This window comes from Mammaliicoccus sp. P-M58 (assembly GCF_022386165.1).
GTDB classification, from domain to species: domain Bacteria; phylum Bacillota; class Bacilli; order Staphylococcales; family Staphylococcaceae; genus Mammaliicoccus; species Mammaliicoccus sciuri.
This window is the reverse complement of the sequence record NZ_JAJNJI010000013.1, coordinates 28,194-41,653: the sequence shown is the minus strand read 5'-3', so window position 1 is coordinate 41,653 and position 13,460 is coordinate 28,194. Positions and strand designations below refer to the sequence as shown.

The window sequence follows — 13,460 nt, the reverse complement described above, 5'->3', positions numbered from 1 at the left end:
ACCTAAATGAACGAATTACAAAAAATAACCCTCCTCATCACAATGGCAGTTGTGACATGGAAGGTATGTAGGATTGAAAATCATTTAAGTACTAAAGAAGATGATTATCCATCGATTTCTTCTTCGTGTTTCGCAAAACTGTTAGCAAATTCAAGTGATTTTAGATACTGATGGAAATATGAATTTCGTCTATTATCCATATATTCAAAGAATTCATCTTCAGTATCAAAATCCTCAGGCGTTTTAGCATGAGGAAGGGTTTGTATATATGCTGCTGCAAATCCTTTTGGATCGTATGGCATTCCCTCAAACATAAGTATCACCTCCTAATAAGGAGTATAGCAGAAAGGAGCATGCACGATATGCAAGAATTACAAATTTTCAATTTTAATTCAAATGAAGTAAGGACGGTAGTTGTAAACGAAGAACCATATTTTGTAGGTAACGATGTCGCTCAGATTTTAGGATATGAAGATTATCGAGGAGCAATCAATAAGAAAGTAGATGAAGAAGATAAGCTGCGTAGCCAAATTGACTACGCAGGTCAGAAGAGAACTGTAACACTCATTAACTAATCAGGTTTAATCACAATAAACGTAAAGATGTAGATATGGCAATTCAACATATTAAAGATTTAAAAGCATCGCAAATTGAAATTTAAGGAGTTGATGAGGAATGTATACAAAAACATGGTGGAGCATGGAGGACTTAATGAATGAAACGGGACGCACTAGAAATTGGGTTAAAGACAACATTTTAAAAGTACCTAAATTTAAAAAAGAAATTGAGAAGTTTGCGCATTATCCAATCAACAGTAATGATCAATATCGTTTCATTGGTTCTGAAATGCGAAAGTTCTTAGAAGATAACTTCAAAGAGATATTTGAGGAGGCAGTGAAATGACTGTAGCATGGAACATCATCAAATACCCAGCATTAACACTAGCAATTGTAGTTGAGTTCTTTATTATATCGTCATTTAGTACAACACCTATTGAGCATTCGTTTCTATTTTGGCTATTGACGGTAGCTGGATTTGAAATGGCTGATCAAATATTTTTAGAACAGGAGGAAATGTAATTGTCATATTTTAAAACAGGTTCTCAAGTAACTAAAACAGAATACCATTACGGATTTAAATTTTTACATCGCTATGAAGTTATAGGGGATGACCTAATTTTAGTAAAGGTATTTAGTACTAATCATGATTTGGTATTTGCTGCAGAAGTACATGTTGAAGATACAGCTGAAGGTCTTTTTGAAGAAATGAATGAGACAATTTTAAGTTGGATTGACGACAACACAAGCGAAGTAGACGCACTAATGGTTGAAATACTAAAGGGCAGTAATAAACCGTATGATTTCAAAATTAAGGCACGATATTAAAAAATGCCTAATCCAACGGCAATTGGAGAAGGCGCAATGTGAATTAAAAATACACTTACAGAATATCACGAAGGAGGATATTTAGCAATGCAATTAAAATTAAACAAATTAGTAATGGAGAATTTTGCAGGCTTTAAAAATCAAACTTTTGAATTTAATGGCCAAGATGCAGATATTTTTGGCCAAAACGGTACAGGTAAAACAACAACAGCTACTGCGTTACAATGGTTGCTATTTGATAAAGGATTAGACGGGACAACTAAATCGTTTAATCCTGTACCTGAAGATGAAAATGGAGAAGAACTATATGAACTAATCCCTATAGTAATTGCTGAATTTGAGATTGATGGTGGATTACTAACACTTAAGAAAGAGTCACACCCAAAATATTCTACAAATCAAAAAACAAATCGTAAAGAATATACCAGAAGTAGAACAAAGTACCAATATGTGAATGATGAAAAGGTAAAAGTTACAGATTACAAAAATAGAGTGGCTGAGATTGTAGATGAAGAAGTTTTTAAACTTATTACAAATCCTACAGCTTTCAATAATCTTGATTGGAAAAAGCGTAGGGAACTATTATTTCAAATTGCAGATGACATTACAGATGATGATGTCATTGCAAGCGATTCAGAACTAGAGGGATTAAAAGAATTACTTACTGATTATGATATTGAAACAAAGAAGAAGATAGTTGTAGATAAGATAAAACAAATCAATCAACAAATTAAAGATATACCAACACGTATTAATGAAGCATCACATTCATTGGTTGAAGTAGATGGATTGAATGAATCTGATTACAAACAGCTTGAAGACAACATTCAAGCACTTGTTAATAAGAGATACGAGTTGCAGAACGGAAGTGCAGAAATTGAGTTGCGTAATCAAGTTAAAGATAAACAATCAGAATTAGAAAGAATCAAAAGAGATCACTCATCTAATACTGAATCAAGAATTCATTCACTTATGAATGAGTTTAACGCCGAAGAAAGTACTATTTTGAACTACAAATCAAAAATGAAGAATAATCTAGCTCAGATTCATTATGAAGAAGGTAGAAGAAAAGAACTTTTAGCAGAGCATAAAAGATTAAAGTCTGATTTAGAAATGGCCAAAAATCACAAGTTTGAATATGTAGATGAAAAAGTTTGTTCATGTTGTGGTCAAGAGTTACCAATAGAAAAATTGAATGAGGCAAGAGAAAATGCACTCAAAAAGTTTAACAAAGAAAAGTCACTTCAACTTGAGGTTATTACAGGGTCTATGGAAAGAGTATTGGCAGATGGTAAAAAGATTAAACCAATCATTGATGCACTAGACGAAGAAAATAATAAACATCAAAAATTAATAGATGAAGCTACAGAGAAGTCTAAAAGAATCAAAAGGAAAATCGATAGCCTGAAATCAAAAATCACAGATGTTACACAATCAAGCGAATATCAAGAAGTTCAAAGCGATATTGAGGAACTCAATAAAAAACGTATGAATATTCAAGAAGAAGTAGATGATCAACTCGATGAATTAGATTCACAGTTAAATGAGTTAAACGCTGAAAAAGAAAATCTAGATAGATTGAAGTCGATTGCTGCATCTAATAAAAATATAGAAAAGCGTATTCAAGAATTAAGAAATAAAGAAGATGAGTTATTAGACGACAAAGAAATTTATTCTGGCCAACTTTACAAACTGAATAAATTCACGATTACAAAAATCAATAAGTTAACAGATAACATCAATGAAAAGTTTAAATATGTGACATTTAAATTATTCTATACACAAGTTGACGGAGAAGTTAAAGAAACGTGTGAAACAACTGTGAATGGGATTGAGTATCACAGGGGATTAAATAGTGCTAAAAAGCTTAATGCAGGACTAGACATCATTAATACGTTGTGTGATCACTACAAAATTAATGCACCAATCTTTATCGATAATGCTGAATCAGTAATAGATATCTTACCAACAAAATCACAACAAATTAGATTAGTTGTTAGTAAACAAGACGACACATTAAGAATGGAGAAAAGCGAATGAAATATGAGTTAGGTGATTATGTACGAATAAATAAACGTTGGAAGAAGACGAATAGTTATCCTCTTATATCAGAAGTTAATGACGATAACGAACAATATGTTGTTGTTAGAAAGAAAGTTGATTGTGTTGATAAGGGATTTATTGCAGGTTATCGATATAAATTAAAACAATCAGCCACATATGAACTTAACGAGAATGACTATATTAAAGAAATGGTTGAAATAGAAACAAATTCAATTGATGTTTATCTGGTAGCAACAAGAATGAATTGTCTATATGAAGTGAGCAAAGAAGATATTCAATTAATTAAAGACGTGGAGGAATTAAGATGAAACTTAAAGTATTAAAATTAACACTCCTAATCATCATCTTGGCGGAGGAGATTAGAAGTGTTAGTAAATTAGTTGAGTTTTATCTAAATACTAAAGCATGTCCAATTTGTTCATCAAGAGTAATTGGTAGTGCTAACTATTGTACGAGATGCAGACACAAATTTAATTAAATAATGATTTCTTAACAGCTTCACTTACTAAATCAATTAGTAAATTTCTAGCTCCTTCTTGCACATATTCAGCAGCTTGAGACATATATTTTTTATATTTTGCTTGAGCTAAAGGTGTTGTAGGTGAATCAATAATTAAATCAGGAATTGCGTTTTTGATTATTGTTCTGTGTTCTTGAGATAACTCATCGTCTAACGAAACTAATTCGATAATATTATTTAATATTTTTTCTGTCCAAGGATAAGCTGTTCCACATTCATGACAATAGTTTGGTGGGTTATACGTAGTGAAATCTATAAAGTCTCGAGTACGATAAGAACCTTCAATTGGGAATTCACATTTTAAGCAGTTTGAAATTGTAGATTCACCACATGTTTTACAAAATTTTATGTAATTTGAAACTTGACTCGATGCAACATGACCGTTTAAACAGATTGTAGCATTTTCATAATAACCGCGCATATTTTATCACCACGCTTTCATAATAAATTAATTTAATTATACACAATAAAGGAGATTATATATATGACAAATAAAAACGAAGTATTAGTAAAAAATCAAAAAATGGGAGACAACGTCCTAGCTAGAGTTAAGAGTTTAGAAACACAGGGTGATCTAAAGTTTCCTGAAAACTATTCACCTGAAAATGCAATGAAATCAGCAATGTTAACACTTCAGGATTTAAAAGGTTCTAAGAAAGATGGTTATAAGCCGGCGCTTGAGTTTGCTAATCCAAACAGTATTGCCAACGCGTTAATGGATATGGTCGTACAAGGACTAAATCCAGCTAAAAATCAAGGTTACTTTATTATGTACGGAGATAAAGTTCAGTTCCAACGTTCTTACTTAGGTACGATGGCAGTTACAAGACGAGTTACTGGTGCTAAAGAAATAAATGCTGAAGTTATCTTTGAAGGTGATGAAGTTAAATATAAAACAAAGAACGGTAAAATCGTCGATTTAGAACATTCTCAATCATTCGGAAACAGAGATAGTAAAAAAATCATTGGTGCATATGCAACTGTTGTGTTTGAGGATGAAAGTAAAAACTATACAGAGATTATGAGCTTCGAAGAAATTGAAGAAGCATGGAAACAATCTCAAATGGTATATGACGGCAAGTTCAAGGAAGATGGAACGCATAGAAGATTCCCCCAAGAAATGGCCAAAAAGACTGTAATTAATAGAGCATGTAAGAAACTATTAAATAGTTCTGATGACAGTAGTCTTTTATCAAGTGAAATTAAAAATAGAGACAATAGACAACGAAAAGAAATTTTAGATGCTGAAGAAGAAGCAAATGCGAATAAAGAACTATTAGAATTCGAAGAAGTACCACATAAAGAGACAACTGATGTTACTGATTTTGAAGAAGTAGAAGAGATTAAAGAAGAACCTGCACAACAAACAACAGAGGATGAAGAACCATTTTAATTGATATTATAGCAACTGGTTCAAGTGGTAACTGCTATCGTATTTCAGATGGCAGAACCACGCTTTTATTAGAAGCGGGTGTGAAGTATGAAAAGGTGCAAAAAGCCCTTCAATACAGAACAAGAGATATAGCAGGTTGTCTCATCACTCATGAACATGGTGATCATGCTAAATACACAGACCAGTATTTAAAGAACGGAATTAATTGTTACATGACCAGGGGAACAAGGAAAGTAAAAAATATTCAAAGTCACAGACTGTATTCAGTAAAAGCTAAACAGGAAACAAGAATCGGTACATGGTCAATTTTACCTTTTGAAATAGAACATGATGCAGCTGAACCAGTGGGATTTTTACTAAAAAGTACACAAGGATATAAAGTCTTATATCTTACAGATACAAAATTTTGTAAGTACAGTTTTAAAGGTTTAACGCATTTGATGTTAGAAGTAAATTATATCTACGAAAAAATGCAAGAGAATGTTCAAAAAGGCATTATTCACCAAGGATTGGCTAACAGGATAATGGATTCACATTTTAGCTTAGAATATGCAATAAAACTACTGAGTGTGAATGATCTATCTCAATTACAACAGATTCATCTAATACATCTTAGTAATACTAATTCTGATGCAGAACTAATCAAACGGAAGGTACAAGAAGCAAGTGGTGTGCCTGTCTATATTGGAGGTTTATAAATGGATAATAATGATTGTAAGTTTATTGGCCGAATTACAAAAGATTTAGAGATAAGAGTATCTGCAAATGGAACAACGATTTTACCATTTGATATTGCTGTTCAAAGAAAGTTTAAAAAAAATCAAGATGAATATGAGAGTGACTTTATAAGTTGTATTGCCTTCGATAAAACTGCTGAATTTTTAAATAACTATGCAAAGAAAGGTTATTTAATAGGTGTTGAAGGCGAGTTGCAAAATAATAACTTTGAACGTCAAGATGGAACAACTAATTACGGTATGCAATTGAAAGTAAATAAAGTAAATTCTCAAATTTTATTTTTGAATAAAGAAAAATCTAGTAACAATACTAATCAATCAGGTAATGCCCAAAGTGGCCAAAGAAGTAAAACAAATCAAGGTTCGTATCAACCAAGTGGTAGTAATCCATTTTCAAATGCCAATGGCCCAATCGATATTAGCGACGATGATTTGCCATTCTAATTTAACCAGTTTTGAAAGTGAGGTGTGGAGTTATGGCTGGTTGGATTAGCTTGCATAGATCAATTGAAAATCACTGGTTATATGAGGAAGATAGAAAATTTTCTAAATTTGAAGCATGGATTGATTTACTTCTAATGGTTAATCACAAAGATAATAAAACAATTATGGATGGTAAGTTAGTCACCGTAAAAAGAGGTCAACGAATCACTTCACTTAGAAAACTAGGCGATAGATGGAAGTGGTCACTAACTAAAGTAGATTCATTTTTACGACTGTTAGAACAAGACAAAATGATAGTTGTAAAAAAAGACACTAAAAAAACGCTTGTAACCATTGTTAATTATGACGTCTATCAAAATGTTGATTTAGAAAAAAGACACAGAAAAGACAGTGAAAAGACACAGAAAGAACAGAGAAAAGACAGAGAAAAGACACAGAAAAAAACAAACAATAATGATAATAAGGAGAATAATGAAAATAATGATAATAAGGAGAATAAGAAGACGTCGAACGTCTACGACTTTTATCAAGAATCAGGATTCGGAATTATTAATCAATACACTGCACAAGATATCACTTACTATCTAGAAAGCTTTGAGAATGATTCAGATGAAATAGTGATAGCAGCATTAAAGTTAGCACTAGATAGAAATAAAGTTAATTGGGGATATGCTAAAGCTATTTTAAAGGATTGGTTAAAGTCTAATCTTAAATCAATGGATGAGGTACGCGCATATGAAAAGCAAAAGATGACCAATTATAAAAATAAGAGCAATGAACCTTATATATTAAAGTCAATTGAAAAAACGCCGCAATGGGTTTCAGATAACAGCTATAAAAACAAGAGAAGTAGTGAAGAGGAAAGAATGTCAACGGAAGAACGTAAAGCTTTTGAAGAAACAAAAAAACAAATGGAAAAAGAAATAATGGAATGGAGTGAAGAATTTGGGCGTACTACTTAAAGGTAAAACTATAGGAGAAGTATTTGAATTACTACAAGAATTAAAATCAGTTAAAGCTGTTGCTGAAGAAATTGGTGTAACACCTGGAGCAGTTTATAGTTTTAGATCAGAAAATCATAAAGCATTTAAAAAATTAAAAGAAGAGTCGGAAGTTAAAGGAAATGAAAATAAAACAACTAATACTAAATTAACTACAAAAACTTTAGAACCAGAGAAGATAGTAAATGATGAACAAAATGATGAGTCAACAACAAAGGTTGCTATTGCTAGAAAAATGGTTTTAGAGAAAGAAAATAAGTCACTTAATAAAAAAATAAATCAGCTAACTTCTGAAAAGAATCAATTACATGGTCGTATTAATTTACTTGAAGACGAAATTAAAGTGATTAGTGAAGAAAAGACGGAACTGAGAAATGAGTATGAAAAGCTGTCACGTGATTATCAGAAGATTAACGAAGACAAAGTGTCATACAAAAAGCAGCTAGATGAATTAGTTAAGGAATCTAATAACATTTTAGCAGAAGCTAAGAAATACCGTGAGGCAAACAAAGAATATCAAAACAAATTAGCTCTGCTTAGTGAAAGACATACAGAACAATCAGAAATTGATATTGAAGGAATACAACATGAATTAGCATTTTATAAGGATCATGCGTTGCTATATTACCAGAAAGTAATTGAAGTATCATGACGGTTCATTCATTTACAATACTGTTCAAAAAAGACGTAAAACATCTAGATAAACCAATGGCATCCCCTAGACCGAGATTTAGGAATGTAGGTAAATTTATTCAAACTTACATGCCTACTACTTACATGAAACACAAACAATTTATAAAAGAACAAATGCCAGAATTAAACATCGATGATGCTATCAAGCTTACTTTATTATTTGAATTTCCAATGAATAAGTCATGGTCTAAATCATTAATAAAAAGAATGATACATGCATTCAAAAAGAATAAACCAGACATTGATAATTTGGTGAAAACATTTATGGATGCAGCAAATGAAAAGATATGGACTGATGATGCATTAGTCGTTGAATTACATTGTGCTAAAAGATACGCAGAAGTACCAAAAATAAAAGTTAAAGTGGAGGAATTATAATGAGAAACATTCAATTTGCAGATGAACTAATCAAAAAAACATTTGGTGAAAGTGAACAAGATGGAGTAGTAAGAAAACAATTTAATGCTACCGATAAACATGTAACATGGTCAATCGAGTTTTTCGCTTACGAAGCAACGATTACTTGTACTGTAAGTGAAGCAGGCTCAAAATATAAAATTTCTGGAGATAATGTTCCAACAGAATTCATGAATCTACAGTATGAAAGAGTTAATTATATTAGAGAAGAACTTTTTAAAGATAGTGGAGAGAATCCAGACCAACTAACAATTGAAGATGTTGATAATGAAGAAGAACATGAACAAACAGAAAACGAAACACTATTTGATGGCGGAGAAGAGAAAGTTGAAGAATTATCAAACGAAGAAATCCAATAAAACAAAGGGTGGCGAAAGTCACCCTGATATTTTAGATAAGGTAAAGGAAGTGTTGAGAAGATGATACCGAATTTTAAAGCATGGGATAAATTTGATAAAGAAATGTTAGATGTTCACGGAATTAACTATGATGCAGACGGTGTATGGACTAAAGAAGTATTTGATGAAGAAGATAATGGAGATTTCATATACTTTTCAGACATTGAACTACTACAATCCACAGGACTATTAGACAAGAACGGCAAGGAAATATTTGAGGGGGATTCTAAATGCTAAACAAAGACGTTAGAAATATGATGTTTGAGTTAACTTTAGAAGACTTTAAGAAACAAGTACAAACTGATGAGAATAGATTAGGTTTTCGCCAAATGAAAGTACTATTTGACGAATTAGTAAATGCAAAGTTTACAGAAGAACAAGCATTTAAATTTATTATCTTACAGATGAAAATGGAGAGTGATAATAATGGAACTAAATAAATATCAAGAGATAGCGTTAAGAACTCATAACGTTGAACAAAACATAAGCGAAGCATTAACTAATTATGCGTTAGGTTTAACAGGTGAATCAGGAGAAGTTGCAGACAACATTAAGAAACATATATTCCATGGCCATGAGTTAAACAAAGACGAAATTGTTAAAGAACTCGGTGATGTTCTTTGGTACTTATCTTCACTCGCTAGTATGTGTGACGTAACACTTGATGAAGTGGCAGGTCATAATTTAAATAAATTATCTAATAGATATCCAGGTGGATTTAATCAAAAGCATAGTATTAATCGAATAGAGAACATTTCACCAGGAGATAAAGTTTTATTTAGTAATAACCAATATATTGTGGATGATGTAATTGGAAATACATTATTGATTAGTAACGATAATGATGATCAGCAAGTTAATGTATATGATGTAAAGAAACTGTAATTAGTTTCTTCTTAATAAAGGTGGTGAGATGTATTGTTCGAGTGGCTAGAGTTATACCAGAACTTGGATATGCAACAGCAGGCATTAGAGATAAAAAAAGATATATGCATTGAAGAAATGGAGAGGTGGCACTCAATAAGTTATGCACGAGCAGACTTAGGAAAGAAGCATGACTTTCATTCTCGCTTACAACAGGTCAGCCGTATTGAGGAGGAGTTAGAGGAATTGAATGAGAGGATAAAGAAGTTAGAAGAACAGAAGGAAAGAGTATTAAGTTTGTTGGACCGCTTCCAAGGTATAGAACACAAGATACTTAGAAAGAAATATGTAGATGGTATGACATTACAAGAGATTGCATATGACTTAGGTTATAGTGAACAATACATTAGAAAGAAACATGCTGAGTGTATCAAGAGAATCAAGTTCATTAGTTAGTAGTCAACGTTGTCAACAAACAGTCTACACAAACTATTGATTAATCATGATATTGTTATAGCATAGAAAAATTATAACTAGGACTGACACATTGTGTTGGTCCTTTTATTATGTGATGAAGGAGTGATTGATATTAGTATCATGCGAAGATGTAATCATCCAACATGTAATACATTGATAAGTAGAGACGAAACATATTGTGATAAGCACAAAACATATACAAACAAAGCATACAACGATACTAGAAGAAGAAACGATCCAGAATATATCAACTTCTATAAATCAAATGCTTGGTTAACTATGAGAAAAAGAATACTTCTGAAACATGATTACTTATGTAGTAGTTGTGGAAGAATTGCTGAAGTAGTAGACCATATTATTCCAACAAAAGTAGATTGGTCAAAGAGATTGGATGAAGACAACCTTCAACCACTATGTAATGAATGTCATAACAAAAAAACACAAGAAGATTTAAAAAAGCGAAATTAATAAAAAGCAACAAAGTGAAAAACAAAAATTCAGAAAATGAAAAATTGAAAAATAAAAAGTCCCCCACCAATTTTGACGGCCAAGAAAAAATTTTTCCCCGGAACGGGGCGGGGCTTTCTTTGTGACTTTTTCCCTTTTTTAAGCCGAATTTATGAAGGAGGTGGTTTGTTTGGCAGGAAGAAGACGAGTTGCGACTGATGTTACTAAAAAGAACTTAACAAAAGATGAAATCAGACAACGAAAGCAAGAAGAAGAACTTTTGAATGTCTTTGAGGGTGTACCTGAACGGCCACCAACTTGGTTAAGTAAATTGGCCAAAAAAGAATATAAGCGTATTGTTCCCTTAATGAAAAATTTGCCAATAGCAAACCTAGATTTACAAATCGTTTGTCACTATTGTGAACAAGTTTCAAGTTATTTGGAACTCACTAAAGAACTACAAGAGAATGGTCATAATATACCAGTTCGAAATGACGACGGTGAAATTATTAACATCAAGATTAATCCTGCAGTATCAAAAAGGTTAGAAGTAGCAAGGGAAATGAGAGCTGCAGCAAGTATGATTGGTATTAGTTTAGATAGTCGTATAAAAATTGTCGCACCAAAGAAAAATGAAGTTGTAGAGGACCCAATGGATGAGTTCTTTAACTGATAATAAATTAATTGATCCAGTTACTTTTTATGCAAAAAAAGTGCTAAGAGGCGACATTTTAGCATCAAATATGGTTAAAAGAGCGTGTAAACGGCATTTAAAAGACTTAAAACGTGAGGATTTAGCATTTCAGTGGCAACCAAACAAGGCATTACATGTTATTAATTTCATTGAGAAGTTACCAGATATTAAAACAGGTGAATGTCATCCATTAGCATTATTTCAAAAGTTTATTGTAGGTAGTATTTATGGTTGGCAGAACGAACAAGGACATAGAAGATTTAAACGTGCATATATCAGTATGGCCAGAAAAAATGGTAAGTCTATCATAGTTGCTGGTATTAATCTTTATGAATTACTTTTTGGTGAAAATCCTAGATTAGGTAGACAAATATATTGTACAGCCAATGCGAAAGACCAAGCTAAAGTTGTTTGGGAAATGTGTATGAAACAATTGAATTCATTACGAGATAAATCGGCTAAAGTATACAACATTACTAAAATAACAGAATCAAAAAACCTTTTGGCAAATAAGCGAGATGGATCAATATTGAAGCCACTTTCAAAAGATACTAAAAAATTAGATGGATTTGACCCATATATAGGTATTCTAGATGAATATCACGAAGCTAAAGACGATTCAATGTTTGAAGTCCTGCGTTCAGGTATGATTCAACAAGTGAATAGATTAATAGCTATCATAAGTACAGCAGGCTTTAATTTGAATGGACCGATGTATAAAGAATATGTATATTGCAAAGGGCTAATGTATGGAAAGTTCGAAAATGATAATTACTTTGTTTATTGTGCTGAAATGGATAATGACGAAGAAATAGATAATGAGAAAAATTGGATTAAAGCTAACCCATTACTTGAAGTTGAATCGTTTTATGATGTTGCTTTACAAACAATCAAAGACGATATGCAAGAACAAATCGATAAAGGTGAAACACATAAAATTAAAACAAAGAACTTTAATATCTGGCAATCAAATAGTGAATCATCACTAGTCAATATAAAAGATTGGGAAAAAATAAGTGTTGAACATATACCTGATATTAAAAATAGAGATGTTTATATCGGTGTCGATTTATCAAGATTAAATGACTTAACTGGTATTGGTTTTATATATCCTATAGATAAAAAGTATTATATTGATTCACATGTATTTGTTGGAACTCGAGGTGGTATTGAAGCGAAAATAAAACGTGACAAAATAGATTATTTAGAAATGGTGAACCGAGGCAATGCAACTTTAACACGGTCTGAATATGGAGTTATAGATTTCGAACATGTAATTGAGTTTTTAATTAATTATGTAGATGAGTATAACTTAAATGTTATTGGACTATGTTATGATCCTTGGCATTCAGAAACATTTTTAACTTCGTTAGAGAAGCGGAAAAATATTAACTGGCGACTGATTGAAGTAGGTCAATCATTTAAAGTAATGTCACAACCAATTAAAGATTTTCAACTTGATGTCATTCAAGAAAAAATTATTCATGCAAGTAATCCAGCGTTAGACGTTGGTGTTAACAATGCAGTCCTTATATATGACAAAGAAGGGAACTGCAAAGTTGATAAGTCTATGTATAGAGAAAAGATAGACAGTATTGTTTCAGTTCTTATTGCATGGACTGAAGCAAGAATGCATGAGTTCCAAGAAAATTGGGATGAAATATACGAAAGTGAAGAATTTGGTTTCTAGGAGGTGTATTGATGAAATTGAGCAAAATTAAAGACTTCTTAATGTTATTGGTTGCTAATTTAACAGGCATCCTTTTTTTATTAGGTTTAACCTTGGTTAATATTGCTATGTATTTAAGATTTAATGAAATAGTCGGACTAGTAGCAACAGGACTTACATTAATTTTAATTGCATTGATTATTGACCATGAATCTAAACCAGAAAGGAGGTAAAGTGATTGGGAATCTTTTTAAACA

At 31.8% G+C, this 13,460-nt stretch carries 23 protein-coding genes; 21 read left to right on the top strand and 2 right to left on the bottom strand.

The genetic code is table 11. The features are described 5' to 3' along the window. Positions 1–104: 104 nt before the first annotated feature. Positions 105–314: a hypothetical protein gene (locus LQ694_RS13165; RefSeq protein ID WP_048542334.1), complete on the bottom strand. Its 210-nt coding sequence runs from the start codon at positions 312–314 to the stop codon at positions 105–107. A gap of 48 nt (positions 315–362) precedes the next feature. Here LQ694_RS13165 and LQ694_RS13160 point away from each other — a divergent pair, with 48 nt between their 5' ends. The 6 genes from LQ694_RS13160 (at position 363) to LQ694_RS13135 (ending at position 3,757) form a co-directional block, all read left to right on the top strand. Next, complete coding sequence (locus tag LQ694_RS13160; protein WP_048542335.1) at positions 363–575, top strand: BRO-N domain-containing protein; 213 nt, start codon at positions 363–365, stop codon at positions 573–575. Positions 576–675: 100 nt separating this feature from the next. Further along, positions 676–903 (top strand): DUF771 domain-containing protein, encoded by a 228-nt coding sequence (locus LQ694_RS13155; protein WP_048542338.1) that lies wholly within the window; start codon positions 676–678, stop codon positions 901–903. Next, the gene (locus LQ694_RS13150) at positions 900–1,079 is read left to right on the top strand and encodes a hypothetical protein (RefSeq protein WP_048542340.1); all 180 of its coding nucleotides are present in this window, start codon (positions 900–902) and stop codon (positions 1,077–1,079) included. The genes LQ694_RS13155 and LQ694_RS13150 overlap by 4 nt, the downstream gene beginning before the upstream one ends. Beyond that, entirely contained in the window at positions 1,080–1,385 is a 306-nt protein-coding gene (locus LQ694_RS13145; RefSeq protein WP_048542342.1) for a DUF1108 family protein, read from the top strand. An 87-nt stretch (positions 1,386–1,472) separates the two neighbouring features. Next, positions 1,473–3,425, top strand: coding sequence for an AAA family ATPase (locus LQ694_RS13140; protein ID WP_048542343.1), 1,953 nt, complete (start codon positions 1,473–1,475; stop codon positions 3,423–3,425). Beyond that, complete coding sequence (locus LQ694_RS13135) at positions 3,422–3,757, top strand: hypothetical protein (protein WP_048542345.1); 336 nt, start codon at positions 3,422–3,424, stop codon at positions 3,755–3,757. Before LQ694_RS13140 ends, LQ694_RS13135 begins: the two co-directional genes overlap by 4 nt. Positions 3,758–3,919: 162 nt before the next feature. Here LQ694_RS13135 and LQ694_RS13130 read toward each other — a convergent pair whose 3' ends face one another. Then, positions 3,920–4,390 (bottom strand): DUF2321 domain-containing protein, encoded by a 471-nt coding sequence (locus tag LQ694_RS13130; RefSeq protein ID WP_070373047.1) that lies wholly within the window; start codon positions 4,388–4,390, stop codon positions 3,920–3,922. A gap of 63 nt (positions 4,391–4,453) precedes the next feature. Here LQ694_RS13130 and LQ694_RS13125 point away from each other — a divergent pair, with 63 nt between their 5' ends. From LQ694_RS13125 to LQ694_RS13055, 15 genes are all read left to right on the top strand, one after another. Next, positions 4,454–5,362, top strand: coding sequence for a recombinase RecT (locus LQ694_RS13125; protein ID WP_048542348.1), 909 nt, complete (start codon positions 4,454–4,456; stop codon positions 5,360–5,362). A 95-nt stretch (positions 5,363–5,457) separates the two neighbouring features. Further along, positions 5,458–6,060, top strand: a complete 603-nt coding sequence (locus tag LQ694_RS13120; protein ID WP_080964691.1) for an MBL fold metallo-hydrolase — start codon at positions 5,458–5,460, stop codon at positions 6,058–6,060. Further along, on the top strand, positions 6,061–6,543 hold the full coding sequence (gene ssb / locus LQ694_RS13115) for a single-stranded DNA-binding protein (RefSeq protein WP_048542350.1): 483 nt from the start codon (positions 6,061–6,063) through the stop codon (positions 6,541–6,543). It begins immediately after the preceding gene. Between the two features lie 32 nt (positions 6,544–6,575). After that, positions 6,576–7,505 (top strand): DnaD domain-containing protein, encoded by a 930-nt coding sequence (locus LQ694_RS13110; protein WP_048542352.1) that lies wholly within the window; start codon positions 6,576–6,578, stop codon positions 7,503–7,505. Further along, positions 7,489–8,196 (top strand): hypothetical protein, encoded by a 708-nt coding sequence (locus tag LQ694_RS13105; RefSeq protein ID WP_048542353.1) that lies wholly within the window; start codon positions 7,489–7,491, stop codon positions 8,194–8,196. Before LQ694_RS13110 ends, LQ694_RS13105 begins: the two co-directional genes overlap by 17 nt. Then, positions 8,193–8,615 carry a RusA family crossover junction endodeoxyribonuclease gene (locus LQ694_RS13100; protein WP_048542355.1) on the top strand — a complete coding sequence of 141 codons (423 nt, stop codon included), beginning with the start codon at positions 8,193–8,195 and terminating at the stop codon, positions 8,613–8,615. The genes LQ694_RS13105 and LQ694_RS13100 overlap by 4 nt, the downstream gene beginning before the upstream one ends. Then, the gene (locus LQ694_RS13095; protein WP_048542357.1) at positions 8,615–9,013 is read left to right on the top strand and encodes a hypothetical protein; all 399 of its coding nucleotides are present in this window, start codon (positions 8,615–8,617) and stop codon (positions 9,011–9,013) included. The genes LQ694_RS13100 and LQ694_RS13095 overlap by 1 nt, the downstream gene beginning before the upstream one ends. Before the next feature lie 60 nt (positions 9,014–9,073). Next, entirely contained in the window at positions 9,074–9,289 is a 216-nt protein-coding gene (locus LQ694_RS13090; protein ID WP_053076879.1) for a YopX family protein, read from the top strand. Then, positions 9,283–9,492 carry a hypothetical protein gene (locus tag LQ694_RS13085; protein WP_048542359.1) on the top strand — a complete coding sequence of 70 codons (210 nt, stop codon included), beginning with the start codon at positions 9,283–9,285 and terminating at the stop codon, positions 9,490–9,492. The genes LQ694_RS13090 and LQ694_RS13085 overlap by 7 nt, the downstream gene beginning before the upstream one ends. Then, the gene (locus LQ694_RS13080; RefSeq protein WP_070373048.1) at positions 9,479–9,937 is read left to right on the top strand and encodes a nucleoside triphosphate pyrophosphohydrolase family protein; all 459 of its coding nucleotides are present in this window, start codon (positions 9,479–9,481) and stop codon (positions 9,935–9,937) included. Before LQ694_RS13085 ends, LQ694_RS13080 begins: the two co-directional genes overlap by 14 nt. Positions 9,938–10,162: 225 nt before the next feature. Then, positions 10,163–10,372 carry a sigma factor-like helix-turn-helix DNA-binding protein gene (locus LQ694_RS13075; RefSeq protein WP_229412506.1) on the top strand — a complete coding sequence of 70 codons (210 nt, stop codon included), beginning with the start codon at positions 10,163–10,165 and terminating at the stop codon, positions 10,370–10,372. A 132-nt stretch (positions 10,373–10,504) separates the two neighbouring features. Continuing rightward, complete coding sequence (locus LQ694_RS13070) at positions 10,505–10,861, top strand: HNH endonuclease (protein WP_048542761.1); 357 nt, start codon at positions 10,505–10,507, stop codon at positions 10,859–10,861. Between the two features lie 169 nt (positions 10,862–11,030). Then, positions 11,031–11,513: a phage terminase small subunit P27 family gene (locus LQ694_RS13065; RefSeq protein ID WP_048542363.1), complete on the top strand. Its 483-nt coding sequence runs from the start codon at positions 11,031–11,033 to the stop codon at positions 11,511–11,513. Further along, the gene (locus LQ694_RS13060) at positions 11,497–13,224 is read left to right on the top strand and encodes a terminase large subunit (protein ID WP_048542365.1); all 1,728 of its coding nucleotides are present in this window, start codon (positions 11,497–11,499) and stop codon (positions 13,222–13,224) included. The genes LQ694_RS13065 and LQ694_RS13060 overlap by 17 nt, the downstream gene beginning before the upstream one ends. An 11-nt stretch (positions 13,225–13,235) precedes the next feature. Then, positions 13,236–13,436 carry a hypothetical protein gene (locus tag LQ694_RS13055; RefSeq protein WP_048542367.1) on the top strand — a complete coding sequence of 67 codons (201 nt, stop codon included), beginning with the start codon at positions 13,236–13,238 and terminating at the stop codon, positions 13,434–13,436. Positions 13,437–13,460: the final 24 nt, after the last annotated feature.

Coding starts and splice junctions, on each gene's coding strand:
- LQ694_RS13165 (WP_048542334.1), bottom strand. CDS start 314: ATGTTTGAGGGAATGCCATACGATCCAAAAGGATTTGCAGCAGCATAT.
- LQ694_RS13160 (WP_048542335.1), top strand. CDS start 363: ATGCAAGAATTACAAATTTTCAATTTTAATTCAAATGAAGTAAGGACG.
- LQ694_RS13155 (WP_048542338.1), top strand. CDS start 676: ATGTATACAAAAACATGGTGGAGCATGGAGGACTTAATGAATGAAACG.
- LQ694_RS13150 (WP_048542340.1), top strand. CDS start 900: ATGACTGTAGCATGGAACATCATCAAATACCCAGCATTAACACTAGCA.
- LQ694_RS13140 (WP_048542343.1), top strand. CDS start 1,473: ATGCAATTAAAATTAAACAAATTAGTAATGGAGAATTTTGCAGGCTTT.
- LQ694_RS13135 (WP_048542345.1), top strand. CDS start 3,422: ATGAAATATGAGTTAGGTGATTATGTACGAATAAATAAACGTTGGAAG.
- LQ694_RS13130 (WP_070373047.1), bottom strand. CDS start 4,390: ATGCGCGGTTATTATGAAAATGCTACAATCTGTTTAAACGGTCATGTT.
- LQ694_RS13125 (WP_048542348.1), top strand. CDS start 4,454: ATGACAAATAAAAACGAAGTATTAGTAAAAAATCAAAAAATGGGAGAC.
- ssb (WP_048542350.1), top strand. CDS start 6,061: ATGGATAATAATGATTGTAAGTTTATTGGCCGAATTACAAAAGATTTA.
- LQ694_RS13110 (WP_048542352.1), top strand. CDS start 6,576: ATGGCTGGTTGGATTAGCTTGCATAGATCAATTGAAAATCACTGGTTA.
- LQ694_RS13100 (WP_048542355.1), top strand. CDS start 8,193: ATGACGGTTCATTCATTTACAATACTGTTCAAAAAAGACGTAAAACAT.
- LQ694_RS13095 (WP_048542357.1), top strand. CDS start 8,615: ATGAGAAACATTCAATTTGCAGATGAACTAATCAAAAAAACATTTGGT.
- LQ694_RS13090 (WP_053076879.1), top strand. CDS start 9,074: ATGATACCGAATTTTAAAGCATGGGATAAATTTGATAAAGAAATGTTA.
- LQ694_RS13085 (WP_048542359.1), top strand. CDS start 9,283: ATGCTAAACAAAGACGTTAGAAATATGATGTTTGAGTTAACTTTAGAA.
- LQ694_RS13080 (WP_070373048.1), top strand. CDS start 9,479: ATGGAACTAAATAAATATCAAGAGATAGCGTTAAGAACTCATAACGTT.
- LQ694_RS13060 (WP_048542365.1), top strand. CDS start 11,497: ATGAGTTCTTTAACTGATAATAAATTAATTGATCCAGTTACTTTTTAT.
- LQ694_RS13055 (WP_048542367.1), top strand. CDS start 13,236: ATGAAATTGAGCAAAATTAAAGACTTCTTAATGTTATTGGTTGCTAAT.